This is a genomic window from Leifsonia sp. NPDC080035 (assembly GCF_040050925.1).
Taxonomy (GTDB): domain Bacteria; phylum Actinomycetota; class Actinomycetes; order Actinomycetales; family Microbacteriaceae; genus Leifsonia.
The window spans coordinates 785368-811774 of record NZ_CP157390.1 but is presented as its reverse complement, the minus strand read 5'-3'; the positions used below and the strand labels follow the sequence as shown (position 1 = coordinate 811774).

Annotated in this window: 29 protein-coding genes; 21 read left to right on the top strand and 8 right to left on the bottom strand. The window is 70.8% G+C overall.

The window, feature by feature from the left end; genetic code table 11:
* The first annotated feature begins 265 nt into the window (after positions 1-265).
* The 3 genes from AAME72_RS03925 to AAME72_RS03915 all read left to right on the top strand — a co-directional run bounded on the left by AAME72_RS03925 (position 266) and on the right by AAME72_RS03915 (position 4588).
* Positions 266-1531 carry a M23 family metallopeptidase gene (locus AAME72_RS03925; RefSeq protein WP_348788931.1) on the top strand — a complete coding sequence of 422 codons (1266 nt, stop codon included), beginning with the start codon at positions 266-268 and terminating at the stop codon, positions 1529-1531.
* Complete coding sequence (locus tag AAME72_RS03920) at positions 1524-2885, top strand: NlpC/P60 family protein (RefSeq protein ID WP_348788930.1); 1362 nt, start codon at positions 1524-1526, stop codon at positions 2883-2885. The genes AAME72_RS03925 and AAME72_RS03920 overlap by 8 nt, the downstream gene beginning before the upstream one ends.
* 101 nt (positions 2886-2986) lie before the next feature.
* Positions 2987-4588, top strand: coding sequence for a hypothetical protein (locus AAME72_RS03915; RefSeq protein WP_348788929.1), 1602 nt, complete (start codon positions 2987-2989; stop codon positions 4586-4588).
* 88 nt (positions 4589-4676) lie between these two features.
* Here AAME72_RS03915 and ppa read toward each other — a convergent pair whose 3' ends face one another.
* Positions 4677-5168 carry an inorganic diphosphatase gene (gene ppa, locus AAME72_RS03910; RefSeq protein WP_348788928.1) on the bottom strand — a complete coding sequence of 164 codons (492 nt, stop codon included), beginning with the start codon at positions 5166-5168 and terminating at the stop codon, positions 4677-4679.
* Positions 5169-5217: 49 nt separating this feature from the next.
* On the opposite strand from ppa, the gene tilS reads away from it, so the two are divergent.
* Positions 5218-6297, top strand: a complete 1080-nt coding sequence (gene tilS / locus AAME72_RS03905; protein WP_348788927.1) for a tRNA lysidine(34) synthetase TilS — start codon at positions 5218-5220, stop codon at positions 6295-6297.
* A 16-nt stretch (positions 6298-6313) separates the two neighbouring features.
* Positions 6314-6865, top strand: a complete 552-nt coding sequence (gene hpt, locus AAME72_RS03900; RefSeq protein ID WP_348788926.1) for a hypoxanthine phosphoribosyltransferase — start codon at positions 6314-6316, stop codon at positions 6863-6865.
* Between the two features lie 14 nt (positions 6866-6879).
* On the opposite strand, the gene AAME72_RS03895 is transcribed toward hpt, so the two are convergent.
* Both AAME72_RS03895 and AAME72_RS03890 read right to left on the bottom strand, forming a co-directional pair.
* Positions 6880-7143, bottom strand: a complete 264-nt coding sequence (locus AAME72_RS03895; protein WP_348788925.1) for a type II toxin-antitoxin system RelE/ParE family toxin — start codon at positions 7141-7143, stop codon at positions 6880-6882.
* On the bottom strand, positions 7140-7418 hold the full coding sequence (locus AAME72_RS03890; RefSeq protein ID WP_348788924.1) for a type II toxin-antitoxin system Phd/YefM family antitoxin: 279 nt from the start codon (positions 7416-7418) through the stop codon (positions 7140-7142). The genes AAME72_RS03895 and AAME72_RS03890 overlap by 4 nt, the downstream gene beginning before the upstream one ends.
* 88 nt (positions 7419-7506) lie before the next feature.
* On the opposite strand from AAME72_RS03890, the gene AAME72_RS03885 reads away from it, so the two are divergent.
* The 12 genes from AAME72_RS03885 (at position 7507) to lysS (ending at position 18148) form a co-directional block, all read left to right on the top strand.
* A complete protein-coding gene (locus AAME72_RS03885) occupies positions 7507-7866 on the top strand; it encodes a nuclear transport factor 2 family protein (RefSeq protein ID WP_348788923.1) in 360 nt (119 codons plus the stop codon).
* A 67-nt stretch (positions 7867-7933) separates the two neighbouring features.
* Positions 7934-9937 (top strand): ATP-dependent zinc metalloprotease FtsH, encoded by a 2004-nt coding sequence (ftsH, locus tag AAME72_RS03880; protein ID WP_348788922.1) that lies wholly within the window; start codon positions 7934-7936, stop codon positions 9935-9937.
* Between the two features lie 12 nt (positions 9938-9949).
* Positions 9950-10525, top strand: coding sequence for a GTP cyclohydrolase I FolE (gene folE / locus AAME72_RS03875; protein WP_348788921.1), 576 nt, complete (start codon positions 9950-9952; stop codon positions 10523-10525).
* Positions 10522-11325, top strand: coding sequence for a dihydropteroate synthase (gene folP, locus AAME72_RS03870; RefSeq protein ID WP_348788920.1), 804 nt, complete (start codon positions 10522-10524; stop codon positions 11323-11325). Before folE ends, folP begins: the two co-directional genes overlap by 4 nt.
* Positions 11318-11701 (top strand): dihydroneopterin aldolase, encoded by a 384-nt coding sequence (gene folB, locus AAME72_RS03865; protein ID WP_348788919.1) that lies wholly within the window; start codon positions 11318-11320, stop codon positions 11699-11701. The genes folP and folB overlap by 8 nt, the downstream gene beginning before the upstream one ends.
* Positions 11698-12234 (top strand): 2-amino-4-hydroxy-6-hydroxymethyldihydropteridine diphosphokinase, encoded by a 537-nt coding sequence (gene folK / locus AAME72_RS03860; RefSeq protein ID WP_348788918.1) that lies wholly within the window; start codon positions 11698-11700, stop codon positions 12232-12234. Before folB ends, folK begins: the two co-directional genes overlap by 4 nt.
* Entirely contained in the window at positions 12231-12710 is a 480-nt protein-coding gene (locus AAME72_RS03855) for a DUF3180 domain-containing protein (protein WP_348788917.1), read from the top strand. The genes folK and AAME72_RS03855 overlap by 4 nt, the downstream gene beginning before the upstream one ends.
* Positions 12694-13179 carry a PH domain-containing protein gene (locus AAME72_RS03850; RefSeq protein WP_348788916.1) on the top strand — a complete coding sequence of 162 codons (486 nt, stop codon included), beginning with the start codon at positions 12694-12696 and terminating at the stop codon, positions 13177-13179. The genes AAME72_RS03855 and AAME72_RS03850 overlap by 17 nt, the downstream gene beginning before the upstream one ends.
* On the top strand, positions 13176-14894 hold the full coding sequence (locus AAME72_RS03845) for a PH domain-containing protein (RefSeq protein ID WP_348788915.1): 1719 nt from the start codon (positions 13176-13178) through the stop codon (positions 14892-14894). The genes AAME72_RS03850 and AAME72_RS03845 overlap by 4 nt, the downstream gene beginning before the upstream one ends.
* Positions 14891-15676, top strand: coding sequence for a DUF2520 domain-containing protein (locus tag AAME72_RS03840; protein ID WP_348788914.1), 786 nt, complete (start codon positions 14891-14893; stop codon positions 15674-15676). The genes AAME72_RS03845 and AAME72_RS03840 overlap by 4 nt, the downstream gene beginning before the upstream one ends.
* 47 nt (positions 15677-15723) lie before the next feature.
* On the top strand, positions 15724-16599 hold the full coding sequence (panC, locus tag AAME72_RS03835) for a pantoate--beta-alanine ligase (protein WP_348788913.1): 876 nt from the start codon (positions 15724-15726) through the stop codon (positions 16597-16599).
* Positions 16600-16633: 34 nt separating this feature from the next.
* Positions 16634-18148: a lysine--tRNA ligase gene (gene lysS, locus AAME72_RS03830; RefSeq protein WP_348788912.1), complete on the top strand. Its 1515-nt coding sequence runs from the start codon at positions 16634-16636 to the stop codon at positions 18146-18148.
* Positions 18149-18167: 19 nt separating this feature from the next.
* On the opposite strand, the gene AAME72_RS03825 is transcribed toward lysS, so the two are convergent.
* Complete coding sequence (locus AAME72_RS03825) at positions 18168-18965, bottom strand: cytochrome c oxidase assembly protein (protein WP_348790205.1); 798 nt, start codon at positions 18963-18965, stop codon at positions 18168-18170.
* 128 nt (positions 18966-19093) lie between these two features.
* Here AAME72_RS03825 and AAME72_RS03820 point away from each other — a divergent pair, with 128 nt between their 5' ends.
* Both AAME72_RS03820 and cls read left to right on the top strand, forming a co-directional pair.
* Positions 19094-19267: a hypothetical protein gene (locus AAME72_RS03820; protein ID WP_314146501.1), complete on the top strand. Its 174-nt coding sequence runs from the start codon at positions 19094-19096 to the stop codon at positions 19265-19267.
* 128 nt (positions 19268-19395) lie between these two features.
* Positions 19396-20844 carry a cardiolipin synthase gene (gene cls, locus AAME72_RS03815; protein WP_348788911.1) on the top strand — a complete coding sequence of 483 codons (1449 nt, stop codon included), beginning with the start codon at positions 19396-19398 and terminating at the stop codon, positions 20842-20844.
* Between the two features lie 19 nt (positions 20845-20863).
* Here cls and AAME72_RS03810 read toward each other — a convergent pair whose 3' ends face one another.
* Positions 20864-21844, bottom strand: a complete 981-nt coding sequence (locus AAME72_RS03810) for a pirin family protein (RefSeq protein WP_348788910.1) — start codon at positions 21842-21844, stop codon at positions 20864-20866.
* A gap of 57 nt (positions 21845-21901) precedes the next feature.
* Between AAME72_RS03810 and AAME72_RS03805 the strand changes: the two genes are divergently transcribed.
* Positions 21902-22321: a hypothetical protein gene (locus AAME72_RS03805; RefSeq protein ID WP_348788909.1), complete on the top strand. Its 420-nt coding sequence runs from the start codon at positions 21902-21904 to the stop codon at positions 22319-22321.
* A 9-nt stretch (positions 22322-22330) separates the two neighbouring features.
* Here the strand turns inward: AAME72_RS03805 and AAME72_RS03800 are convergent, their stop codons facing one another.
* The 3 genes from AAME72_RS03800 to AAME72_RS03790 are packed head-to-tail and all read right to left on the bottom strand — an operon-like array spanning position 22331 to position 23638.
* Positions 22331-22768, bottom strand: a complete 438-nt coding sequence (locus AAME72_RS03800) for a VOC family protein (protein ID WP_348788908.1) — start codon at positions 22766-22768, stop codon at positions 22331-22333.
* Between the two features lie 10 nt (positions 22769-22778).
* Positions 22779-23021, bottom strand: a complete 243-nt coding sequence (locus tag AAME72_RS03795) for a helix-turn-helix domain-containing protein (RefSeq protein WP_348788907.1) — start codon at positions 23019-23021, stop codon at positions 22779-22781.
* The gene (locus tag AAME72_RS03790) at positions 23021-23638 is read right to left on the bottom strand and encodes a hypothetical protein (RefSeq protein ID WP_348788906.1); all 618 of its coding nucleotides are present in this window, start codon (positions 23636-23638) and stop codon (positions 23021-23023) included. Before AAME72_RS03790 ends, AAME72_RS03795 begins: the two co-directional genes overlap by 1 nt.
* Before the next feature lie 170 nt (positions 23639-23808).
* Between AAME72_RS03790 and AAME72_RS03785 the strand changes: the two genes are divergently transcribed.
* Positions 23809-26331 carry an ATP-dependent Clp protease ATP-binding subunit gene (locus AAME72_RS03785; RefSeq protein ID WP_348788905.1) on the top strand — a complete coding sequence of 841 codons (2523 nt, stop codon included), beginning with the start codon at positions 23809-23811 and terminating at the stop codon, positions 26329-26331.
* Positions 26332-26407 lie beyond the last annotated feature (76 nt).

Genomic DNA, 26407 nt, shown 5'->3' with positions numbered 1-26407 from the left:
GAATCGGCGTCTGAGCCCGGGCGGGTCGGAGGCGCGCGGGTTCGCGCCACGCCCCGCGCCAATGCCCGGGCGGCCCGGCGTGGCATGGGTAGATTGCGAGCGACGGTCCCCCGGCCGTCCTCGCCGACCGTTCATTCCCCGTCCCCTCTTTCGCCTCCGTTCACCGGGGCGCGCGGAGAGGGGAGTTGCTAAAGTTGCACACGGTGACAGTGGGACTGATGTGACTGGCGTGACAAAAGATACTGGTGTGAACGGTGCGGTGAGGATGAGACGCGAGACCAGCAGGAGCCGACGGCGGCATCCCGCGCCCCGACGCGCCAGGACACTGCGCGCAGCACTCGCCGGCGCCGTCGTCGCGATCATCGCCAGCGTCGGCGCGGTCGGCGCACCGGCCTACGCCGACTACCCCAGCTGGGGAGACGTCCAGAAGGCGAAGGCGAACGAAGCCTCCGCCTCCGCCACCGTCGCGCGCATCAACGGCCTCATCGCGCAGCTGAAGGGCGAGGTCGCCAGCACGCAGGCCGAAGCAGAGAAGCGCGGCGCCGAACTCCAGGTCGCCGAGGCGAACTACGACCGCGCAGACATGAAGGCGCGGGACCTGGAGGCGCAGGCCGCGGCCAGCCAGAAGAAGGCGGACGCCGCGAGCACGCAGGCCGGCAAGCTCGCCGCCCAGCTCTACCGCACCGGCGGTCGCAACCTCACCGCGAACCTCTTCCTCAGCGGCAACGGTGCATCCTCGTCCAGCCCTGACCAGCTCCTCTCCGACCTCGGCAGCATGTCGAAGCTCGTCGAGCAGTCGAACAAGGTCTACGCGGACGCGAAGGCTGCCCAGAACTCCGCCGCCTCCCTCGCCGACCAGGCGGCGGTGGCGAAGGCCGAGCGGCAGAAGCTCCAGGTCGCTGCCCAGGCGGCGCTGAAGGCGGCGATCTCCGCGGCGAAGGCGGCGCAGGACAAGCTCGCCGAGCAGCAGAAGCAGATCGTGGTCATGCAGGCGCAGCTGAAGGCGCTCCGCGACAAGAGGGCGAAAACCGTCGCGGGATACGAGAAGGGTGTCGCCGCGGCTGCGGCGGCGGCCGCCGCGCGCGGATCAGGCGGCCTCCCCGGCGGTTACGTCGGCCCGATGGGCTGGGCCGTCCCCGCCGCGGGTCCGATCACCGACGGCTTCGGTGCCCGTCCGTCGCCCGGAGGCGTCGGCAGCACCTACCACATGGGCATCGACATCGGGGCGGGCTGCGGCTCACCGATCTACGCCGCGTACGGCGGCATCGTCGAGTACGCCGGCCCGAACGGCTCCTACGGCAACTTCGTGCTGATCAACAACGGAGGCAGCACGCAGACGGGCTACGCCCACATCCGCGACGGCGGCATCCTGGTCGGCATCGGCCAGCAGGTCAGCGCGGGGCAGCCCATCGCACGCGTCGGCACCACCGGCGCATCGACCGGATGCCACCTGCACTTCGAGGTCAGGATCGACGGCCAGAAGATCGACGGCATCCCGTTCATGAGAGACAGGCAGGCACCCCTTGGCTAGCGACCCCTCGAAGAACTCGCGCGTCCGACCCGGCCTCGCGATCGGCGCCGGAGTGATGGGCGCGGTCACCGCGTCCATCGGCATCGTGACCCCGGCGCAGGCCGTCGACTACCCGTCGTGGAACGACGTGCAGCAGGCGAAGGCGAACGTCACCGAGCAGCAGGCGATGATCGACAACATCACCTCGCTGATCGGCAACCTCCAGTCCAGTGTGGACGCCGCCCGCGTCGCCTCCGAGAAGGCGGCCGAGGCCTACTTCCAGGCGAAGGACGCGCTCGAGAAGGCGACGTCGAAGGAAGCAGACCTCAAGAAGCAGGCCGAGGCTGCGGCGGAGAAGGCGAAGACGTCGCAGATGCGCGCCGGACTTCTCGCCTCCCACCTCGCGAAGTCGGCCGGCGGCGGCGACCTGAGCACGGAGCTCATGCTCAAGGGAGGCGGCTCCGGCTCCGACGCGGACAAGCTGCTGTTCCAGCTGGGCACGATGAGCAAGCTCACCGAGCAGTCCAAGGCCGTCTACGACCAGGCCACCAAGGACAAGAACAACGCCCAGTCCCTCAACGACCAGGCCAAGGTCGCGAAGACCGAGCGGGAGGCGCTGGCGACCAAGGCGTCCGAGGCGCTCGCGGCAGCGCAGCAGGCCCAGAGCGCGGCGCAGGCGGCGCTCGCGGAGCAGCAGACCAAGTCGACGCAGCTGGTCGCACAGCTCGCGACGCTCAAGAACACGTCCGCTCAGGTGGAGGCCGCATACCTCCAGGGCGAGCAGATCAAGGCGCAGCAGGCCGCGGCGGCGAAGGCCGCCGAGGAGGAGCGCATCCGGCAGCAGCAGCAACAGCAGCAGGAGCACCAGCAGAACCAGGGCGGCGGTGGCGGTGGCAGCACCGGCGGTGGTGGCGGCGGTGGCAGCACCGGTGGTGGCGGCGGCGGTGGCAACACCGGCGGTGGTGGCGGAGGCGGCAGCACTCCCGCCCCGCCGAACGGCAACGTCGTGCAGACCGCGATCGCGTACGCGCGGGCGCAGCTGGGCAAGCCGTACATCTTCGGTGGCGAGGGTCCGAACGGCTACGACTGCTCGGGTCTCACCATGAAGGCGTACGCCTACGCCGGCCTCTACATCGGCTCGCACTCGGTGAACAACCAGTACTACACGGCCGCCAACAGGGGGCAGCTCGTCTCCTACGGGAACAAGCAGCCCGGCGACCTGATCTTCTGGGGTGACGCCCCCGGCGACTTCTACCACGTCGGCATCTACATCGGCGGCGGACAGATGATCGCGGCGCCCACCGAGGGCGACGTGGTCAAGGTCCAGTCCGTGTGGGGCTCGCCGTGGGGGATGGTGGCGCGCCCGTCCGCGTGACCACACTCCGCGTGACCCGCGGTCTGGGGGCCGCGGCGTCGGCCGGGATCCGGTAGAAATAGTCGTTCGCCCGCCCGAGGCGACCGATGGGGGTTTCGCCGGTGAAGGCAGGTTCTGTACGCGCGCGCGTCGTCGCGCTCGCGGCGGTGGTGAGCATGACCGCTCTGTTCGCGGGGATCGCGTCCCCCGCCTACGCGGAAGAGGATGCGGCTCCGGCCGCGCAGACGCCCGCGCCGGCGCCCGACGGCACGCCGACGGAGGCCCCAGCGCCCGACCCGGCGCCCACCGACCCGCCGACCCCGGACCCGACGCCGACCCCGGACCCGTCGCCGACCCCGGACCCGACTCCGACGCCCGATCCCACCGCGACCCCGGACCCGACCTCCACGCCGGATCCCACCCCGACCCCGGAGCCCACGCCGGACCCGTCCTCGGCCCCGCAGCCGTCCGCCGCCGCGACGACGGCACCCAAGGACCTCGTCCTCACCTCGCCGGAGGACGGCGCCGAGATCCACGGCCCGCGCGTCGTGACGTTCGTCGGCCGCGCTCCGGTCGGCTCGAAGATCACGGTCGAGAACGACGGGGGCGATATCCGTGTCGGGGCGACCGCGGACGCGAACGGCGACTTCAGCGCGCAGGCGACGGTCGCCGAGACCGCCACCTACGATCAGTGGTTCACCGTGTCCGGCACCGCGGGCAAACGAGCGCTCACAGACCAGTATGTCGAGGTGTTCTTCGACGCGGCGCAGAGCGTCCCGCCCGTCGTGGTCAGCCCGCAGAGCGGTGCCACCGTGCAGGCGACGCACCTCGTCACGGACCCGGACGGCAACGGCGGCATCACTGTCACGGGCACCGCGACGCCCGGGGACGTGGTCTGGATCGACGGCGCGGGGCCCAGTGACGACGACTACGCCTGGGGCGCCGCTCTCGCGGGTGACGACGGAACGTGGAGCGCTCGCGTGTCCCTCTCGCCCGCCCTCTGGACGCTGAATGTCGTAGCCCAGTCCTACGCTGAGGACGGCGGCCCGAGCACCCACGAGTCCGACCCGGCCGTCATCGCCGACCTCACGGTGGTCGGCCCGCAGGGCTGCGTCTCCGGCCCGAGCATCACGTCGCCCGTCGAGCCCGACCCGACCGACGACGCCGGCTCGCCGGGGGACGAGCCCCAGAGCCCGTCCGAGTGGATCGTCCGGTACGGCGCCCAGGTCGCCGCGGCCGCCGATCCCGCGCACCCGGGGAACCTCCTCGTACCGGTCGCGGGCACCGGCGTGCCGGGCTCGGGCGTCCAGGTCTACAGCGCGGACCCGGACACCGCGGTCGACTACCTCAACACGCTCTTCGGGGAGCAGGTGGGCGGCGACCCCGCCACCGCGCCGGCGTTCGACGGTCGGACCGTCGTGGGAGCCAACGGAAGCTGGTCGACGACCCTCTCCGTGCCCGCCGGCCCGCGCGTCATCATCGCCTTCGGCTACGGACCGCAGCTCGCCGGAACGCGGTGCGCCACCATGGGCGACGTCAGCATCTTCAACGCGACCCTGCACGTCGTCGTGGCCCCGGCCGTCGTCGACGGCGGGACGCACATGCTCGCCGACACCGGATCGGACCCGGCCCCGCTGCTCGGGCTCGTGGCCGCGCTGGTGGTCGCCGGCGGCGTGAGCGTGGCGATCGGCCGCCGGCGCGCGGTCCGCACCCGCCGCGGCTGAACGACGGCGGCCGCGCCGGCGACCGCCGAAACGGAAGGGCCGGCGCATCCACTCGGGATGCGCCGGCCCTTCGGCGTTCGGAGCGAGGTCAGTGGCCCTCGGCCTTGAGCTTCTCGAAGCCCGCTTCGACGATCTGCTCGGCCTCCGCCGCGTCGCCCCAGCCCTCGATGTTGACGAACTTGCCCGGCTCCAGGTCCTTGTAGCGGGCGAAGAAGTGCTCGATCTCCTTGCGGGTCTGCTCCGGGATGTCGTTCACGTCCTGGATGTGCTGCCAGCGCGGGTCCTTGTGCGGCACCGCGATGATCTTCGCGTCGCTGCCGGCCTCGTCGGACATGTTCAGCACGCCGACCGGGCGGACCTTGACGCCGACACCCGGGAACACCGGGTACTCGAGCAGCACAAGCGCGTCCACCGGGTCGCCGTCGAGGCCGAGGGTGTTCTCGAAGTAGCCGTAGTCGGTCGGGTACACGAAGGCGGTGAACAGCACACGGTCGAGGTACACGCGGCCGGTCTCGTGGTCCACCTCGTACTTGTTGCGGCTCCCCTTCGGGATCTCGATGACGACGTCGTATGCGGCCATGCCGTTGCTCCTTAAACGTGCGGGAAAAGTCCTGCACTAACGTTACTGGATGCACCTCGACGCGTCCCCGGAGCCGGAGGCCAGGCGCCCCCGGCTCACCCCGCCGATCGCCGACGCACGGCGCGCGGTCCGCACCGCGCTCGCCGAGGCGGCGGCGCTGCCGGAGCCCGACCCGCATGACGACCACGGTCCAGCGCGCCCCCGCCCGCTCTCCGCGAACGCACTCGTGATGGTCGGGCTGAGCGGGGGAGCGGACTCGCTCGCGCTGGCCGCGGCGACCGCGTTCGAGGCGCCGCGCGCCGGATACCGGGCGGGCGCCGTCGTCGTGAACCACGGCCTGCAGGAGGGCTCGGCCGCCGTGGCCGAGGACGCCGCGGCGAAGGCGCACGCGCTCGGTCTGGACCCCGTGTTCCTGGAGTACGTGACGGTGGATCCCTCCGCGGGCGGTCCGGAGGCGGCGGCGCGCGCCGCGCGTCACGCCGCGTTCGACGACGTGCTGCGCGCGACCGGTGCCGAGCGCATCCTGCTCGCGCACACCCTCGACGACCAGGCCGAGACGGTGCTGCTCGGTCTCGCCAGGGGCTCCGGCCCGTCGAGCCTGCAGGGGATGCGCCCCGACACCGGTCGGCTGCTCCGGCCGTTCCTGTGCCTCCGCCGCTCCACGACACGCGCCTTCTGCGCCGACAGCGGCCTCCAGCCGTGGGACGACCCGCACAACGACGATCCCTCTTATACGCGCGTGCGGGTGCGCCACGAGGTCCTCCCCGTCCTCGAGCGCGAGCTCGGGCCCGGCGTCGCAGAGGCGCTCGCCCGCACCGCCGAGCAGCTGCGCGAGGACGACGACGCGCTCGACGGACTCGCGCTGGAGTGGGCGCTGGAACTGGTCAGTCAGACCGAGGATGGCGCGGTCGCGCTCGACGTCCGCGGTCTCGCCGCCGATCCTCCCGCGCTCCGCCAGCGGATCATCCGGCTGGTCGTCTCCGCGGAGTTCGGGGTCTCGCTCTCGCGGGCGCACACGCTCGCCGTCGCGGAGCTCATCACCGGCTGGCACGGCCAGGGACCGCTCAGCCTCCCAGGCGTTAGAGTGGTCAGGCAGAACGGGCTGCTCACGTTTCACCCCAACACCTAAGGACAGCGCCTCCCCCATGGAACTCACGGACGTTCACGACGACCTGACCGAGATTCTGATCACCGAGGAGCAGATCCGCTCCCGCATCGCCGAGCTCTCCCGTGAGATCGAACGCGACTACGCAGGCAAGGACGTCCTGCTCGTCGGCGTGCTGAAGGGCGCGGTCATGGTGATGGCCGACCTGTCCCGCGAGCTCGGCATACCGGTCACGATGGACTGGATGGCCGTCAGCTCCTACGGCAGCGGCACGGAGTCCAGCGGCGTCGTCCGCATCCTCAAGGACCTCGACACCGACCTCAGCGGCAAGACCGTTCTCATCGTCGAGGACATCATCGACTCGGGCCTGACGCTCTCCTGGCTGCTGTCGAACCTCCGCAGTCGCGGACCTGAGTCGATCGAGATCTTCACGCTGCTGCGGAAGCCGGACGCTGCCCGCGTTGAGATCGACGTCAGGTACGTCGGCTTCGAGATCCCGAACAGCTTCGTGGTCGGTTACGGCCTCGACTACGCCGAGCGCTACCGCAACCTCCGCGGGGTCGGCGTCCTGGCACCCGCCGTCTACAGCTAGCCCCGGCCGCCCGTTCAGCGGGTTCGATACACCTCACGCCGGTGGCCGACTCGGAGCACGAGGATGACCAGCCTGTCGTCTTCGATGTCATAGACGATGCGATAGTCGCCGACCCGCACGCGCCACGCCCCACCACTATTGACCAGCTGCTTCGCAGCCGGGGGCCGTGGCGTCTCCGCCAGGAGTTCGACGGCGGCTTGGATGCGCCGGCGCGCTCGAGGGTCGAGCTTGCGCAGTTCCCGGGCCGCCGCGGGGGCGACCTCCACCAGGTAGGTCACGACAGTCCGAGCTCGGCCTTGACCTCGTCCCAGGGGATCGGCGTGGACTGGGTGTCCTCCAGTTCGGCACGCGCGGCGACGGCCGCCTCGGCGTCCTCGATTTCCTCGAGCCGCTCGAGCATGCGGTCGTACTCGCCGGCATCGACGATCACGGCGACCCGCTTCCCTCGCTTGCTGAGCGAGACCGGTGCGTGCTGCAGGTGCGCCTGATCGACGAGTGCTCCGAGGCGCTGCTTCGCTTCGGAGATCGCGAGGCCGGGAGAGGTCAGAGTCATGCGACTATTCTAACCAAATCGACCGAATAGACCCAATAGGTCTCTGATCGCCCTTGCGCGGCGGCAGCGGCGGTGGTGGGATGTGCGCATGCCGTCAGAGTCGAACGAGCAGCTGTACGAGCGCTGGCTCGCCGTGTGGGGCGACCGCCACCAGTCGCTGGAGGCCCTCATCGCGGAGGACGCGGTCGGGCACTGGCCGGAGGGCGACGTCGTCGGCCCGCGCGGATTCGCCCAGGCGATCGCGCAGACCATCGACGCGTTCGACAGCGTCCGGTTCGACGTGCAGGCGGGCCCGCTCTCCCGCGACGACATCGTCGCCGCGCGCTGGCTCGTGACGTGCAGGATGGGCGACGAGACGATGGTGTTCGCCGGGCACGACTTCCTGCGGATCGACGGCGGGATGATCGCCGAGTACTGGCCGTCCATCCACCCCGTCGGGGCCGCGTGAGCGCTAAGCGCGCCCAGAGCGAACACGCAGCCGGTGTACAAGCGGCAGGCGGTACTGTGGGGGCACCATGAACGTCAAGAAGATCTTCCGCGGCCCGATCCTGTACGTCGTGCTCGCGATCATCGCCGTGTGGATCGGCTCGAGCCTGATCACGATGTCGGGCTTCAAGGGCGTCAGCACCCAGAAGGGGCTGGAGCTGCTCGACCAGGACAAGGTGTCCAGCGCGAAGATCGTCGACGGTGAGAACCGCGTCGACCTGACCCTCAAGCAGGCGGACGGCTCGCTCGGCACGCAGGTGCAGTTCTACTACGTCACGCCGCGTGGCGCGGACGTGGTCAAGGCCGTCGACGATGCCAACCTGCCCAAGGGCTACGACGACGAGGTGCCGCAGCCGAACTGGCTCGTCAACATCCTCGGCTTCCTCATCCCTGCCCTGCTCATCGGCGTGTTCTTCTGGATCATGATCTCCGGCATGCAGGGCGGCGGGAACAAGGTCATGCAGTTCGGCAAGTCCCGGGCGAAGATGGTCACCAAGGAGACGCCGAAGGTCACCTTCGACGACGTCGCCGGCTCGGACGAGGCCATCGAGGAGCTGCAGGAGATCAAGGACTTCCTGAAGGAGCCGGCGAAGTTCCAGGCGGTCGGCGCGCGCATCCCGAAGGGCGTGCTGCTGTACGGCCCTCCCGGAACCGGTAAGACGCTGCTCGCCCGCGCGGTCGCGGGTGAGGCGGGCGTCCCGTTCTACTCGATCTCCGGTTCGGACTTCGTCGAGATGTTCGTCGGCGTCGGCGCGAGCCGTGTCCGCGACCTGTTCCAGCAGGCCAAGGAGAACTCGCCCGCGATCATCTTCATCGACGAGATCGACGCGGTCGGCCGTCACCGCGGCGCCGGCCTCGGCGGCGGTCACGACGAGCGCGAGCAGACGCTGAACCAGCTGCTCGTGGAGATGGACGGCTTCGACCCGAAGACCAACGTCATCCTGATCGCCGCGACGAACCGTCCCGACATCCTCGACCCCGCGCTGCTGCGCCCGGGCCGCTTCGACCGGCAGATCGGCGTGGACGCGCCCGACCTGCTCGGCCGCAAGAAGATCCTCGAGGTGCACGGCCGCGGCAAGCCGCTGGCGGCATCCGTCGACCTGGAGGTCCTGGCGCGCAAGACGCCTGGCTTCACCGGTGCGGACCTCGCCAACGTGCTCAACGAGGCGGCGCTGCTCACCGCGCGCTCCAACGCGCAGCTGATCGACAACCGTGCGCTCGACGAGGCCGTCGACCGCGTGATCGCCGGCCCCCAGAAGCGCACCCGGGTGATGAAGGACCAGGAGAAGCTCATCACGGCGTACCACGAGGGCGGTCACGCGCTCGCGGCGGCGGCGATGCGGCACACCGACCCGGTGACGAAGATCACCATCCTCCCGCGCGGTCGCGCCCTCGGCTACACGATGGTGATGCCGCTGGAGGACAAGTACTCGGTCACCCGCAACGAGCTGCTCGACCAGCTGGCCTACGCGATGGGCGGCCGCGTCGCCGAGGAGATCGTCTTCCACGACCCGACCACCGGCGCCTCGAACGACATCGAGAAGGCCACGTCGATCGCCCGCAAGATGGTCACCGAGTACGGCATGAGCGCCGACATCGGCTCCGTGAAGCTCGGCCAGGCCAACGGCGAGATGTTCCTCGGGCGCGACATGGGCCACCAGCGCGACTACTCCGAGCGCATCGCCGAGCGCGTCGACTCCGAGGTGCGTGCGCTCATCGAGAAGGCGCACGACGAGGCGTGGGAGGTGCTCAACGAGAACCGGGCGATCCTCGACCGGCTCGCCGCGGCGCTGCTGGAGCACGAGACCCTCGACCACAACCAGATCGCGGAGATCTTCGCCGACGTGAAGAAGCTGGACGAGCGCCCGCAGTGGCTCTCCAGCGACAAGCGGCCGATCTCGGACCTGCCTCCGATCGAGTTCCCCAAGGCCCCGATCGACGCCGGTGCGGTCGACGGCGGCGTCGACTCCGAGCCCCCGTCGTCGAAGCCGAAGCGCTCGCCCGCCATCAAGCCGCGGCCGGCGACCGCCTAGGTCGCGCGCCGCATGACCGGTTTCGATCGCGCACGCATCGAGGCGGCCGTCGCCGAGATCCTCGCCGCCATCGGCGAGGATCCGTCGCGTCCGGGGCTGGTGCGGACCCCGTCCCGGGTCGCCGACGCGTACGCGGAGTTCTTCGCGGGCGTCGGCAAGGACGCCGCCGAGGAGCTCGGCGATCCGGTGCCGCTGGAGCGCGGATCGGCGGAGACGGTCATCCTGCGCGACATCGAGTTCCGCTCGGTGTGCGAGCACCACCTGCTGCCGTTCCTCGGCGTCGCGCACGTCGCGTACCTGCCGGGGGAGGAGGTCGTCGGGCTCGGTCGCATCCCGCGCGTCATCGAGACGCTCGCCGCCCGGCCGCAGCTGCAGGAGCGGCTCACCGAGCAGATCGCCGACACCGTCGAGTCCGGCGCCCAGGCGCGCGGCGTGCTGGTGGTGCTGGATGCCGCGCACACCTGCGTGACCACCCGCGGCGCACGGCAGACCAACGCGACGACGGTCACCATCGCCGCCCGCGGCGCGTTCGCCGACCCGGTGGCGCGCGCCGAGCTCGTGACGCTGATCGGACGTGGCATCGCGTGACCCTCATCATGGGCGTCCTCAACGTGACGCCGGACTCGTTCAGCGACGGCGGGCTCTGGCTGGAGCCGGACGCGGCCGTCGAGCACGCGCTCGAGCTCGTCGCTCAGGGCGCCGACATCATCGACGTCGGCGGGGAGTCGACGCGGCCCGGTGCGCACAGGGTGGACCCCGCGGAGGAGCGCGCGCGCGTCGTTCCGGTGATCCGGAGACTCACCGAGCAGGGCGTGACGGTCAGCGTCGACACCATGAACGGCTCGACCGCCCGCGCCGCCGCCGACGCCGGTGCGGCGATCATCAACGACGTCTCGGGCGGCCTGGCGGACCCAGGGATGCCCGACGCCGTCCTCGAGACGGGCCTGCAGTACGTGGTGATGCACTGGCGCGGCCAGCTCGACTCGGCCGACTCGCACGCGGTCTACACCGACACCGTCGCCGAGGTGCGCTCCGAGCTCTCGGCACGTGTCACCGACCTGCTCGAACGCGGCGTGGACCCGGCCAAGCTGATCCTGGATCCCGGCCTCGGCTTCTCGAAGAACGCATCCCACAACTGGCAGGTGCTCGCCGGACTGCGCGAGGTGGAGACCCTCGGCTTTCCCGTGCTGATCGGCGCCTCCCGCAAGCGCTTCCTCGGCGCACTTCTGCCGGAGGGCGCTCCGGTCGCCGACCGGGACGCGCCGACCGCCGTGATCTCCGCGCTCGCCGCGCAGGCGGGCGTGTGGGCGGTGCGCGTGCACGACGTGACGTCCACGCGGCTCGCACTGGATGTCGTGCGGGCATGGCAAGCTGGATCCGATGACTGACCACGGACGCCAGGGGGGCGACGCCCTCATCCTCACCGGGCTGCGCGTGCGCGCCAACCACGGCGTCTTCGACTTCGAGCGCGAGAACGGCCAGGACTTCCTCGTCGACGTGACGGCGTGGCTCGACCTGTCGCCGTCCGCCGCCGTCGACGACCTCTCGCGCACCGTCCACTACGGGGAGCTCGCGCTGGAGATCGCGGACGCGGTTCGGCGAGATCCGGTCGACCTGATCGAGACCGTCGCCGAGCGGATCGCGGGCGTCGTGCTCGCGCACCCGCCGGTGGACGCCGTCGAGGTGACCGTGCACAAGCCGGACGCCCCGATCCCGGAGCCGTTCCAGGACGTCGCCGTGCGCATCCTGCGGAGCCGATCGTGATCGCCGCGCGCCCCGAGCGGATGCGCGTCGGCGTGCCCGCCGTGCTCGCGCTCGGCAGCAACCTCGGCGACCGCGCGGCGATCATCCGCGCGGCACTCGACGCCATCGCCGGCGACGCCGGCATCGAGCTCGGCCGGGTGTCGCCCCTGTACGAGACGCCGGCGCTGAAGCCCGACGGCATCTCGGAGGAGGCGCCTGCCTACCTCAACGCCGTGGCCCTCGTCCGCACCGTGCTCGACCCGCTCGCCCTGCTCGCCGCCGTGAACCGCGTCGAGGACGACCTCGGCCGGGTCCGTGAGGAGCGCTGGGGCGATCGCACCATCGACATCGACATCGTCGACTACGACGGGATGGTGTCCGACGACCCGCGCGTCACGCTTCCCCATCCGCGCGCCCACGAGCGCGCGTTCGTGCTGGTGCCGTGGCTCGACGTCGACCCGGACGCGGTGCTGCCAGGGCACGGCCCGGTCGCCGGGCTCGCCGCCCGCGCCGGCGATCCCGTCACGCCCTACGCGGGGGAGGATGGAGCGTGAACCGCACCCGACCCACCTCGCTGATCGGCCTGGGCGTCGTCGGACTCGTCGTCGGCTTCCTCGGCGAGCTGGCCGCGTCCGGGATGGGCGCCCCCGTCTTCATCCCGCCGCTCACGCTGCCGATCACGCTCGTCGCGGTGGCGATCATCATCGTCGCGTTCGCCGTGCCGATCCGGCGCGCGGTCCGCGGGCGCAGCTCCCGGCGCGTCGACCCCTTCCAGGCGACGCGGATCGTCGTGCTCGCCAAGGCCTGCAGCCTGAGCGGCTCGCTCCTGGTCGGCGCAGGCGCCGGCATCCTCGCCTACCTGCTGACCAGGGACGTCCTGCCGGCCGGGAACGCCGTGCTGCTCACGGCCCTGGGACTCGTTGGCGCGGTCGTCCTGCTCGTCGCCGGGCTGGTCGCCGAGTCGTTCTGCGCTCTGCCGCCCGACGACGACACGGACTCGGAGGAGAGCGCCGATGCCCGATCGGATTGACCTCGCCGTCGGCGAGTGGAACCGCGTCTCGCCGAAGTACGTCGTGGTGGTCATCGTCGGCACGTTGACCACCGGGGTCGTGCTGGCGGCCGCGTCGCTGTTCCTCTGGCTGGTCGCCGGCTGGAGCTGGGGATGGCTGCTGCTGGCGGTCGTGGCCGTCGTCACGGTGATCTCGCTCGTCATCGCCCAGCGCCGGACCCGGTCGATCGGCTACCGGCTGCGCGACGACGACCTGCTGTTCCGGCGCGGGATCATGTTCCAGCGCTTCGTCTCGGTGCCGTACGGGAGGATGCAGCTCATCGACATCACCCGCGGGCCCGTCGGCCGGATCCTCGGCCTCGCCGACCTCAAGTTCGTGACGGCCGCCGCGTCCACCAACGTCATCATCCCCGGCCTCCCGGAGCCGGAGGCCGCGGGGCTCCGCGACCGGCTCGTCGAGCTCGCGGAGAGCCGCCGGGCGGGGCTATGACCGGCACGCCGACCCCGGGCGGCCAGCTCCCGGGCGGCCCGCTCTCGCCGGCGGAGCGCGCCGCGGAGCGGTTCACCGACGGCGAGTGGCACCGCCTCCACCCCGCCACCCCGCTGCTGCGCGGCGGCATCGTCTTCATCGCGGTGCTCGGCTTCGTGCTCTCGAACCTCCGCGAGCGCATCGTCAACTTCTTCGTCGGCGCACCCGACTTCGGCGGTGACCCGCTGGACGAGATCTACAACCGCGGCTGGGAGGGTTGGGCGCTGCTCGCGCTCGCGGTCGTGCTGATCGTCTGCCTGGCGGCGTTCTACCTCTCCTGGCGGATGCACAGCTTCCGGATCACGGGGGACGCCGTGGAGGTGCGAAGCGGCATCCTGTTCCGCACGCAGCGCAAGGCGCGGCTCGACCGCATCCAGGGCATCAACATCGTGCGGCCGCTGCTCGCCAGGATCTTCGGCGCGGCGAAGCTCGACATCTCGGTGGCCGGCCACGACGCGAACGTCCAGCTGGCGTACCTGGGCTCGGTGCTGGCGGACGGGCTGCGGTCGGACGTGCTGCGGCTCGCGTCGGGGGTGAGGGCCGAGGAGTCGGGAACGGCCGCGACGCTCGCTGCCGCCCGGGGCGCGCCGCAGACCCGTGCGGGCCAGGTGGGCGACTTCGTCACCCAGCGCGTCAACGAGTTCCTCGCCCCGGAGCTCGATCCGAACGCGGCTCCGCCCGAGTCGGTCGTCAAGATCCCGCCGCTGAGGCTGTTCGGCTCCCTTCTGTTGAGCGGGTTCACCGTGTTCCTGCTCATCGTCGTCGGGCTCCTGATCTACGGCGCCTCCGCCGGCGCCCCGTGGCTGCTGATCGTGGTGCTGCCCGGCCTCATCGGCTCGGCCAGCTTCTACATCAACCGGTTCACCAAGTCCCTGCGATATTCGATCGCGGGGACGCCGGACGGCGTCCGCATGGGCTTCGGCCTGCTCAGCACCTCGAACGAGACGCTGCCGCCCGGCCGCATCCACGCGGTCGAGGTGCTGCAGCCGCTGCTCTGGCGGCCGTTCGGCTGGTGGCAGATCCGCATCGACACCGCAGGGCACTCGAAGGAGAAGGGCGCGGCCGGCCAGGCGAACACGACGATGCTGCCCGTCGGCGACGCCGAGGATGTCGCCCGCGTGCTCGCACTCGTGATGCCATCGCTCTTCGCGGACGGGGAGGCGGCGGCCGCGGAGCACCGCGACGTCATCGCCGCCGGGATGACGTCGCGCGGTGGCGACGACTTCACCGGCAGCCCGAGGCGGGCCGTGTGGCTGCGGCCGCTGTCGTGGCAGCGCACCGGGTTCCGGATGGTCGACGGCGCCGTGCTGCTCCGGCGCGGGTTCGTCTGGCGCAGCCTCGCCGTCGTGCCGCTGGCCCGGCTGCAGAGCCTGGAGCTGGAGCAGGGGCCGGTCGAGCGGATGCTGGGCCTCGCCGAGGCGCGCTTCCACACGGTGAGCGGCCCCGTGCGGCCCCGGCTCGGCGCGATCGACGCGGCCACCGGCATCCGGCTCTTCGAGACGGTCTCCGCGCGGGCGGTGCAGGCCGCCGAGGCGGACCGCAGTCACCGGTGGGGCCTGCATCGGCCGGAGCCGCGTCCGCCCGTGGCCGCGCCGCCTGCCGCACCCGTGCCGCCGACGACCCGGCCCGCAGCCCCACCCGCAGCCCCGCCCGCACCGACCGAGGAGGCCCCGTGAACGCACCAGCACATCGATCCGGCCGGCTCGGGCTCGGCATCGTGGGAGCGGGACACGTCGGCCCGGTCCTCGGCGCCGCGCTCGCCGGTGCGGGCCACGCCGTCGTCGGCATCTCCGCGGTGTCGGAGGCGAGCAGGGAGCGCGCGGAGGCGCTGCTGCCGCAGGCGCCCATCCTCGACGTGCCCACCCTCGTCGAGCGCAGCGAGCTCGTGATCGTCGCCGTCCCCGACGCGGAGCTGCACGGCCTGGTCGCGGGTCTCGCCGCCACCGGCACCTGGCAGCCCGGCCAGATCGTGCTGCACACGGCCCCCGGCCACGGAATCGGCGTGCTGCAGCCCGCCGCCGCGGCCGGCGCCATCCCGCTCGCCGTCCATCCCGCGCTCGAGTTCACCGGCACGAGCCTCGACCTGGCTCGCCTCGCCGAGAGCTACTTCGCCGTGACGGCCGCCGCGCCCGTCCTGCCGATCGCCCAGGCGCTCGTGGTCGAGATGGGCGGCGAGCCCGTGGTCGTGGCGGAGAAGGACCGCGCCGCCTACGCGGAGGCGATCGCGACCGCGACCGCGTTCTCGCGCTCGATCGTGGAGCAGTCAACGGGCATCCTCACCGAGATCGGCGTGGAGAACCCGGGATCGTTCCTCAGCTCGCTCGTGCGCTCGGCGGTGGACAACGCGCTGACCCGGGCCGGCGCGACCGCACGGCTCGACGTCGGGGACGTGCTCGACGCGCTCGGCGAGGACGAGGACGGCGACGACCCGCACGGCTGGTACCTGCGCGGCGAGTAGCCTGGTCGGTGGCCTCAGCCGGGGCCACCGCTTGCGAGAGGACCCTGATGCCCGAGGTCGTGACCACCATCGCCGAGCTGCGTGCGCGCATCCGTGACGCACGCCGCGCGGCAGCGCTCGAGGGACCGGCCGACGCGCCGGCCGGTCGCGTCGTGCTCGTGCCGACGATGGGTGCCCTGCACAATGGCCACCTGAGCCTCGCCTCCCGCGCGCGAGACCTCGGCGGTCTGGTGGTCGTCTCGATCTTCGTCAACCCGCTGCAGTTCGGCCCGAACGAGGACCTCGACCGCTACCCGCGCACCCTCGACGCCGACGTCGAGGCGCTCGGCGACCTGGCCGACCTGGTCTTCGCGCCGACGGCAGCGGAGATGTACCCGCGGGGCGCGTCCTCCACCCGCGTCACGGCGGGCGAGATCGGCGGCCTCTACGAAGGCGCGTCCCGTCCGGGTCACTTCGACGGGATGCTGACGGTCGTCTCCAAGCTCTTCAACATCGTCCAGCCCGACGTCGCCGTGTTCGGCCAGAAGGATGCGCAGCAGGTGCACCTCGTCGGCCGGATGGTCGAGGACCTGAACCTGCCGGTGACCATCGCGGTCGTCGACACCGTCCGCGAGCCAGACGGCCTGGCGCTCTCCAGCCGCAACCGCTATCTCGGTCCGGACGAGCGGACCGCCGCCCTCACCCTCTCCGCCGCCCTCGCCGCCGGGGCAGCGGCCGTGACGGGTGGAGTCGAGGCCGCGCGCGCGGCGGCGGTCGCGCGCGTGGAGGCCGAGCCAGTCGTTAAGCTTGACTATCTCGTGATCGTCGATCCGGACACCTTCCGCGAGGCGGCTTCCGACCACACGGGCCCGGCGCTCATGCTGATCGCCGCCCGCGTCGGCGGGACGCGCCTGATCGACAACGAGCGGATCACGCTCCCCTGACCCATCCCTCATCCCCGCGGAACGGAAGACCACAATGACCGAAGCGCCTCCCACCTCCACCGATCTCACCGACGAGGAGATCAGCGAGCAGAAGGCGGTCCGGCTCGGCAAGCGCGAGCGGCTCATCGCCGACGCGCAGGACGCCGGCGGCGGGGCGTACCCGGTGCAGGTGCCCGTCACCACGACCATCCCGGCGGTGCGCGCGGCCTGGGGGCACCTGGCGGCGGACGAGGCGTCGGGGGCGACGGTCGGCGTCGCGGGACGCGTCGTGCACCTCCGCAACACCGGCAAGCTCTGCTTCGCGGCGCTGCAGTCCGGCGACGGGTCGCGCATCCAGGCGATGGTGTCCCTCGCCGAGGTGGGCGAGGAGTCGCTGGCCCGCTGGAAGGAACTCGTCGACCTTGGCGACCACGTCTTCGTCTCCGGGGAGGTCATCTCGAGCCGCCGCGGCGAGCTCTCGATCATGGTGCGCGGCTGGGAGATTGCGGCCAAGGCGCTGCTGCCCCTGCCCAACCTGCACAACGAGCTGAGCGAGGAGACGCGGGTCCGCTCGCGCTACCTCGACCTGATCGCCCGTGAGCAGGCGCGCCGCACCGTCCTCGACCGCGCCGCGGCCGTGGCCAGCCTGCGCAAGACCTTCGCGGAGCAGGACTTCGTCGAGGTCGAGACCCCGATGCTCCAGGTGATGCACGGCGGCGCGTCCGCCCGCCCGTTCGTCACCCACTCGAACGCCTTCGACACCGAGCTGTACCTGCGCATCGCGCCGGAGCTCTACCTCAAGCGCGCCGTCGTGGGCGGCATCGACCGGGTGTTCGAGATCAACCGCAACTTCCGCAACGAGGGCGCCGACTCCACGCACTCGCCCGAGTTCGCGATGCTCGAGGCCTACCAGGCCTACGGCGACTACAACTCCATCGCCGACCTGACTCAGAAGCTTATCCAGGACGCCGCGATCGCCGTCTCCGGATCGCACGTGGTCACCTGGGCCGACGGCACCGAGTACGACCTCGGCGGCGACTGGGAGCGCATCCGGATGTACGACTCGCTCTCGGAGGCCATCGGCGAGGAGATCACGCCGCAGACGCCCATCGAGCGGCTGCGCGCGCTCGCCGCGGACGCGGGCATCGAGATCGAGCACCCGCTGCCCGGCAAGTACGTTGAGGAGCTCTGGGAGCACCACGTGAAGTCCGGTCTCGTGCGCCCGACCTTCGTCATGGACTTCCCCGTCGACACCAGCCCGCTGGTGCGCGCGCACCGCTCGCGCGAGGGCGTCGTGGAGAAGTGGGACCTGTACACGCGCGGCTTCGAGCTGGCGACCGGCTACTCCGAGCTGGTCGACCCGGTCGTGCAGCGCGAGCGCTTCGTCGAGCAGGCCCGCCTCGCCGCGGCCGGCGACGACGAGGCGATGCGCCTGGACGAGGAGTTCCTCCGCGCCCTCGAGTTCGGCATGCCGCCGACCGGTGGGATGGGGATGGGCATCGACCGCCTGCTGATGGCCCTGACCGGTCTGGGCATCCGCGAGACCATCCTGTTCCCGCTCGTCAAGTAGTGTCCGGGCCCGGCCCGCGTCAGCCTCGGCGTTCGAGGTGAGCGCGGGTGAGCGCCTCCATCTGCTCGTCGGTCAGCTCGTCCATCCGCGTGCCCTCGCGGCGGTCGAGCCGCATCCAGCGCACGAACAGGATGATGAGCACCGGCACATCGGCGATCTCGGCGATGAACCACAGCAGGTCGCCGGAGAGGTGCTGGTCGTGCAGCGCGCTCGGGAACCAGAACGGCATCCTGCCGACGATCGCCGGTGCGTGGTCCAGGATCCCGTCGTTCAGGCGCAGCAGCAGGCCGGGGATGGCGTCGAGGATCATCGCGACGAACGCGAGCAGGAACTCCACCGTGACGAAGAAGCTCGTGCGGACGACCGAGTGCGCCGCGATCGGCAGCACCATCAGGAGCCCCGCGATCGGCACCAGCACCGAGATCGTCCACTCCGACCACGGGCTGTCGCGCAGGATGGCCGCGACCGGCGTCAGGAAGATCATGAACGCGACGCACGCGAACACCGTCGCGAAGATGGCGTTGCCGAACAGCCTCACCGGACGGGACTGCAGGAACCGGTCGGTTCGCGCCTGTCCCGTCCCGCCGAGCGCGACCCTGGCGAGGGCGACCGGGCGGCCGAGGCTGAGCAGCCCCGGCACGACGAACAGCAGCAGGGCGATGCGGGTGGTGAACGCCCAGCGCAGGTCGGTGCTCTCCGCGCCGAGGAAGCCGAACGAGACGACGGCGTAGGAGCCGAGGCCGAGCAGCAGGAACGACGCCGTCAGCCGGGCAGGCCACCGGTGGCCGTGCGCCCGGAGCCGGGCGACGCCGGCCAGGTAGAGCGCGGCCGCGGCGACCAGCAGGGCGGCCGCGGCGGGGTCGAACGACCAGGTGGTCAGGAGGACGGCGAGGGGAGGCGTGAGGGGACTCCGTTCCCAGGTGGGCGGGATACCATTATCGCGCTATGGGTGAAATCATCGGCGGAATCGTCTGGTCGCTCGCCCCGACCGTGCTGGTCGGCCTGATCTTCTGGCTGATCATGCGCAAGATCGTGCACGCCGACCGCACCGAGCGGAAGGTGTACGCGCGCATGGAGGCCGAAGAGCGCGCCCGCCGCGGCCTCGCGCCGAAGGCGTAGCCGCTCCGGCGGACCCGGCCGCGGGGCGGTCTGCCCAGGACCCGCGCGCTTCGCTACGGTAGCTCTGAGGACGGCGGCCGCCGCTCCCCACCCTGACGGCAGCGGAGGTCCCCTTGGACGCAGGATTCATGACCACGGCCATCGTGGTCTTCCTGCTCCTCGTCGACTTCGTCATCCGCGTCATCGCGATCATCGTGGTGCCGAGGAACCGCAAGCCGACGTCCGCCACCGCGTGGCTGCTGGCGATCTTCTTCATCCCGTACATCGGCGTCCTGTTCTTCCTGCTGATCGGCTCGTACAAGCTGCCGAAGGCCCGGCGCGAGAAGCAGGACGAGATCAACCGCTTCATCATCGACAGCACAGAGGGCATCGAGCGCGTCAGGCGCGACCATCCCTGGCCGACGTGGCTGGAGTCGGTGGTCTCGCTGAACCGCAACCTCGGCGCGATGCCGCTGGTCGGCGGCAACCGGGCGACGCTGAACGGCGACTACGCCGCGTCCCTCGCCGCGATGACCGCCGAGATCGACGCCGCCCGGCGCTACGTGCACGTCGAGTTCTACATCCTCACGCTCGACGCGACCACGAAGCCGTTCTTCGACGCGATGGCGGCCGCGGTGAAGCGCGGCGTCGTCGTGCGCGTCCTGCTCGACCACATCGCGTCGCGGCGCACCCCCGACTACAAGCGCACCATCGAGCGGCTCACCGAGATGGGCGCGAAGTGGCACCTGATGCTGCCGGTGCAGCCGTTCAAGGGCAAGTACCAGCGACCCGACCTGCGCAACCACCGCAAGCTGCTCATCGTCGACGGCAAGGTGGCGTTCATGGGCTCGCAGAACGTGATCGACCGCAGCTACAACAAGAAGTCGAACATCCGCCGCGGGCTCAAGTGGAAAGAGCTGATCGTCCGGCTGGAGGGACCGATCGTCGCCGGTCTGAACGCCATCTTCATCACCGACTGGTACTCGGAGACGGACGAGCTGCTGCGCCGCGAGACCGAGCCGATCACGGACGACATCGACCCCGAGGAGCTGGATGCGCAGGTCGTGCCGTCCGGGCCGGGGTTCGCCGGCGAGAACAACCTCCGCCTGTTCCTTGCGCTGCTCTACTACGCGCAGGAGCGCATCGTCATCACCTCGCCCTACTTCGTGCCGGACGAGTCGATGCTCACCGCGATCACGACCGCGACCCAGCGCGGCATCGCCGTCGACCTGTTCGTCTCCGAGATCGGCGACCAGGCCCTCGTCTACCACGCGCAGCGCTCGTACTACGAGGTGCTGCTGCGCGCCGGTGTGCGGATCTGGATGTACAAGGCGCCGTACATCCTGCACGCCAAGCACTTCACGATCGACGACGATGTCGCGGTGATCGGGTCGAGCAACATGGACATGCGCTCGTTCCAGCTCAACATGGAGGTCTCGCTCATGGTGCGCGGCCGCTCGTTCGTCGAGCAGATGCGCGAGGTCGAGGAGGGTTACCGCCGCGACAGCCGCGAGCTCACCCTGGACGAGTGGATGCAGCAGCCGCTGCGCTCCACCGTGCTCGACAACCTGGCCCGCCTCACCTCCGCGCTGCAGTAGCGCGGGGTCGGGAGCGGGCTCACGAGCGGGGCTTGAGCCGCACCGTCGGCAGGGCCGGCGCGGGAAGGGCGCTGCCGTCGTAACCCTCGACGGTGCCGAAGCGGCCGGCGGGGTCTTCCGCGTCGATCACATCGCGCTGCCATTCGGCTCGCGCGGCGACGACGTCCTCGTGGCTGCGGCCGATGAAGTTCCACCACATCACGATCTCCTCGCCCAGCGGCTCGCCGCCGAGAAGCACGAGCCGCGCATCCGCGGCGCCCGCGGTGATCTCGACGCTCGCGCGCCCGGGGCACAGGTACGCGAGGTGGGCGCGCGGGACCGGAGCGCCCGCGACGGCGACCTCGCCCGCGTCTACCAGGATCCCGTGCTCGAAGGCGGTGTCGAGGGGCAGCTGAACCGTCGCGCCGGCCGGCAGAAGGACCTCGGCGCCGACCAGCGGCGAGAACACCGTGGCGTCTGTGCCGCTCCCCGCGAGAGCGCCGACGAACGTGCGCACGCTCGCCGCCCCGAGGGTCGCGGGCAGGGGAGCGTGGTGCTCGAAGAACGGCGCGACATCGCGGGATGCGCTCGGCAGCGCGACCCAGAGCTGAACGCCGTGCAGGCGTTCCGTCCCCGGAGTCGAGACCTCGGAGTGGCTGATCCCGCGTCCCGCCGTCATCAGGTTGAGCTCGCCCGGCCGCACGAGCGCGTGGCTGCCGACGCTGTCGCGGTGCTCGATCTCGCCCTCGAACAGCCAGCTCACCGTCTGCAGACCGGTGTGCGGATGCGGCGGGACGCGCATCCCGCCGGTCGACGCGACGTCGTCTGGACCGTAGTGGTCGATGAAGCACCAGCCGCCGATCAGCGAGCGCTTACGCTGCGGGAGCGTGCGGCGCACGGTCATCGCCCGGGGGCCGCCGAGCGGCACCTCGCGTGGCTCGAGGATCTCCACGCCGGCGTCCGTCACCACGACGTCGTCGCCGGCCAGGACCTCGGCGGGATCGCGCTCCAGGTTGCTCATAGCGGCATCCTAGGACGCCTCCAGGATGCGCGAGGGGCCGGTTCCTAGAATGGTCGCGTGACCCGTGCCGCTCGCCCCCTGTCCGCCGCCGCCGTCGTGGCGCTGGCCGTGCTGCTCGCGGGCTGCACCACCACCCAGACGAAGCCGCTGGAGGACTACGCCGGCGAGCCGAAGGGCGTCGAGGCCCCGCCCAGCAGCGCGGGGGGCGCGTCCTGGGCGGCCTGGCTGCAGGACGGCGACCAGTTCGGCATCGTGCTCTACGGCAGCTCGACGTGCCCGCCGAAGGTGCAGTCCATCCACGTCGGGCAGAGCAACCAGATCGAGGCGACGCTGGCCCCTGCGCCCGGCGGCGTCTGCACGAAGGACTACTCGCCGCACACGACGGTCTTCGCCACCCCGAAGGGCGTCACGACGACCTCGGACGTGACGATCATCCTGCCGAGCGGCGACCTGACACTGCCGGGCCTTCCCGGCTGAGGTCCCGCCTCAGTCCTTCCGCAGCGACTCCGCGAACATCACGATGATGCCGCTCGGCCCGCGCAGGTAGGTCAGCTTGTAGACGTCCCCGTAGGTCGCGACACCGCGCAGCGGGTGGCAGCCGTGCCGGGCGGCGATCGCCAGGGCCTCGTCGATGTCGTCGACCGAGAAGGCGACCCTGTGCATGCCGATTTCGTTCGGGAGGGTCGGCTCCGTCTCGATCGCGTCCGGGTGGATGTACTCGAAGAGCTCCAGCTGCCCGTCGCCGTCCGGGGTCTGCAGCACCGCGATCTTGGCGTGGTTGCCGTCGAGTCCGACCGCGGTGTCGGCCCACTCCCCGCTGACGGTGTCGCGACCGAGCACCGTGAGGCCCAAGTCGGTGAAGAAGGCGATGGTCGCTTCGATGTCCCGGACGGCGATGCCGACGTTCTCCAGTCTGATGGTCATGCGCCGAATGTTAGCCCTGGCGGGCGGCGGGCGGCTCCGGAGCGAGCACGAGCAGGTCGCCGATCCCGCAGTCGAGCGCCCGGCAGATCGCGACGAGCGTGGAGTAGCGGATCGCCTTCGCCCTGTCGTTCTTCAGAACGGAGAGGTTGACGACGCTCACCCCGACCAGCTCGGAGAGCCGGACGACGGTCATCCCGCGTTCGGCGAGCAGCTCGTCCAGGCGGCAGTGGACGCCGGAGTCGTCCTCGCCCATCAGACCAGGCCCTCGGTGTCGCGGCGCATCCGGTCGCCCACCGTGAAGGCGGTGCTGACGATCGCCGCGGCGAAGGCCAGCAGCAGCACCACTTGGAGCGGGATGGACATGACGGGGATGTCGAACTCGCGGTCGCTGATCAGCGCGATGGCGCCGTTGGCCACCATGGTGTTCAGCAGGGCGATCGCAGCCCAGGCCACGAGGCCGCCGATCGACGCGACGGCGACCAGCGTCGTATTGGTGGGGGAGAAGATCCGGCCGCGCAGCACATTGACGGCGAGCCAGATCAGGCACAGGACGATGCCGGCCACGGCGACGGAGCCGAGCAGCTCACGGGCGATCAGCGCCCAGAACGAGGCGAGCGGGAGCTGCGGGGCGCTCACATAGGCGCTCTCCAGCTCCACCTCGCGCATCGCCCCGCCCGGTCCGATCGGGGCGTGGGCGGTCGTGCCGGAGAAGTCGGCGAGCACGCGGACATCCCGGTTGCCCGCCGCGGCCGCGATCGCCAGCCCTGACTGGATGACCGACCAGCCGGCGAGCAGGCTGCCGGCGACGATGAACAGGAGGATGGCGACGCGGTCCCCTCGCGAGGTCCTGGTGTCAACGGTCGTGCTCATATCGTCTCCATATCGAATCTCGTTAATAACGAATATCGATATGCTTGCACGTGCCGCGTTCCGGCGCAACCTCGGTCACGCCCACGGCGAACAGGGCCACACGGACGGGAAGCGGTGGTTACTCTCTTTGTATCGGCGCCGACCCTGCAACGGTGTCGCGAGGAGTAGACATGTTCGAGAGATTCACCGACCGAGCCCGCCGGGTGGTCGTCTTGGCCCAGGAAGAGGCCAAGATGCTCAACCACAACTACATCGGCACCGAGCACATCCTGCTCGGCCTGATCCACGAGGGCGAGGGGGTGGCCGCGAAGGCGCTCGAGTCGCTCGGCATCTCGCTGGATGCCGTCCGTGAGCAGGTCCAGGACATCATCGGCCAGGGCCAGCAGCAGCCGACCGGTCACATCCCGTTCACTCCGCGCGCCAAGAAGGTGCTGGAGCTGAGCCTGCGCGAGGCGCTGCAGCTCGGCCACAACTACATCGGCACCGAGCACATCCTGCTCGGCCTGATCCGCGAGGGCGAGGGCGTCGCCGCCCAGGTGCTCGTGAAGCTGGGCGCGGACCTCAACCGTGTGCGCCAGCAGGTCATCCAGCTGCTCTCCGGCTACCAGGGCAAGGAGCAGGTCCAGGTGGGCGGCAACGATCAGGCGACCGCGCAGGCCGGCAGCCAGATCCTCGACCAGTTCGGCCGCAACCTGACCCAGGCCGCTCGCGACAACAAGCTCGACCCGGTGATCGGGCGCGAGAAGGAGATCGAGCGCGTCATGCAGATCCTGTCGCGCCGCTCCAAGAACAACCCCGTGCTGATCGGTGAGCCCGGCGTCGGCAAGACGGCCGTCGTCGAGGGCCTCGCCCAGGCGATCGTGCGCGGCGACGTGCCGGAGACGCTGAAGGACAAGCAGCTCTACACGCTCGACCTCGGCTCCCTCATCGCCGGCTCCCGCTACCGCGGCGACTTCGAGGAGCGCCTGAAGAAGGTCACCAAGGAGATCCGCACCCGCGGCGACATCATCACCTTCATCGACGAGATCCACACGCTCGTCGGTGCGGGCGCCGCAGAGGGCGCGATCGACGCTGCCAGCATCCTGAAGCCGCTGCTCGCCCGCGGCGAGCTGCAGACCATCGGCGCGACCACGCTCGACGAGTACCGCAAGCACTTCGAGAAGGACGCGGCCCTCGAGCGCCGGTTCCAGCCCATCCAGGTGGCGGAGCCGTCGCTCCCGCACGCGATCAACATCCTGAAGGGCCTGCGCGACCGCTACGAGGCGCACCACAAGGTGTCCATCACCGACGGCGCGATCGTCGCGGCGGCGAACCTCGCCGACCGCTACATCCAGGACCGCTTCCTTCCGGACAAGGCCATCGACCTGATCGACGAGGCCGGCGCGCGCCTGCGCCTGTCGATCCTCTCGGCCCCGCCGGAGCTGCGCGAGTTCGACGACAAGATCGCCGCCGTGCGCTCCCAGAAGGAGGCGGCGATCGAGGACCAGGACTTCGAGAAGGCCGCCAGCCTGCGCGACGAGGAGAAGAACCTCCTCGGCGAGCGGCTGCGCCTCGAGAAGCAGTGGCGCTCGGGCGACGTGAAGACCACCGCCGAGGTCGACGAGGGCCTGATCGCTGAGGTGCTGGCCCAGGCGACCGGCATCCCGGTGTTCAAGCTCACCGAGGAGGAGTCGGCCCGCCTCGTCTACATGGAGAAGGCGCTGCATCAGCGCGTCATCGGCCAGGAGGAGGCCATCGCGGCCCTCTCCCGGACGATCCGCCGCACCCGTGCGGGCCTCAAGGACCCGAAGCGTCCCTCCGGCTCGTTCATCTTCGCCGGTCCGACCGGCGTCGGTAAGACCGAGCTGGCCAAGGCGCTCGCCGAGTTCCTGTTCGACGACGAGTCGGCGATGATCTCGCTCGACATGTCGGAGTATGGCGAGAAGCACACGGTCTCCCGCCTCTTCGGCGCCCCTCCCGGGTTCGTCGGCTTCGAGGAGGGCGGCCAGCTCACCGAGAAGGTCCGCCGCAAGCCGTTCAGCGTGGTGCTGTTCGACGAAATCGAGAAGGCGCACCCGGACATCTTCAACTCGCTGCTCCAGATCCTGGAGGAGGGACGTCTGACGGATGGCCAGGGCCGCGTCGTCGACTTCAAGAACACCGTCATCATCATGACGACCAACCTCGGCACGAAGGACATCTCCGGCGGCCCCGTCGGCTTCCAGATCGAGGGCGACCCGACCACCGGCTACGACCGGATGCGCGGCAAGGTCTACGAGGAGCTGAAGAAGAACTTCAAGCCGGAGTTCCTGAACCGCGTCGACGAGATCATCGTGTTCCCGCAGCTGAGCAAGGCGGAGCTCCTGCAGATCGTCGACCTGTTCATCAAGCGCCTCTCCGACCGTCTGCTCGACCGTGACATGACGATCGAGCTGACCGTTCCGGCCAAGGAGCGGCTGATCGAGGTCGGGTTCGACCCGACGCTCGGAGCCCGTCCGCTCCGCCGCGCGGTGCAGCACGAGATCGAGGACCGGCTGAGCGAGAAGATCCTGCACGGCGAGCTGAACGCGGGCGACCACGTCCACGTCGACTTCGCCGACGGGGAGTTCGTCTTTACGACCAGCGCCCGCGCCGAGTCCATCGGCGCCGGTGTGAACGCCGCCGCCGCGATCGGCACCGGACCGGCCACCCCGGACCTCGCCGCGAACGAGTAAACCCCGCGAGTACGAAGAAACTCGCCTGAAAACCGCCGAGTACGCAGAGAATCCGCGTACTCGGCGGTTTCATGCT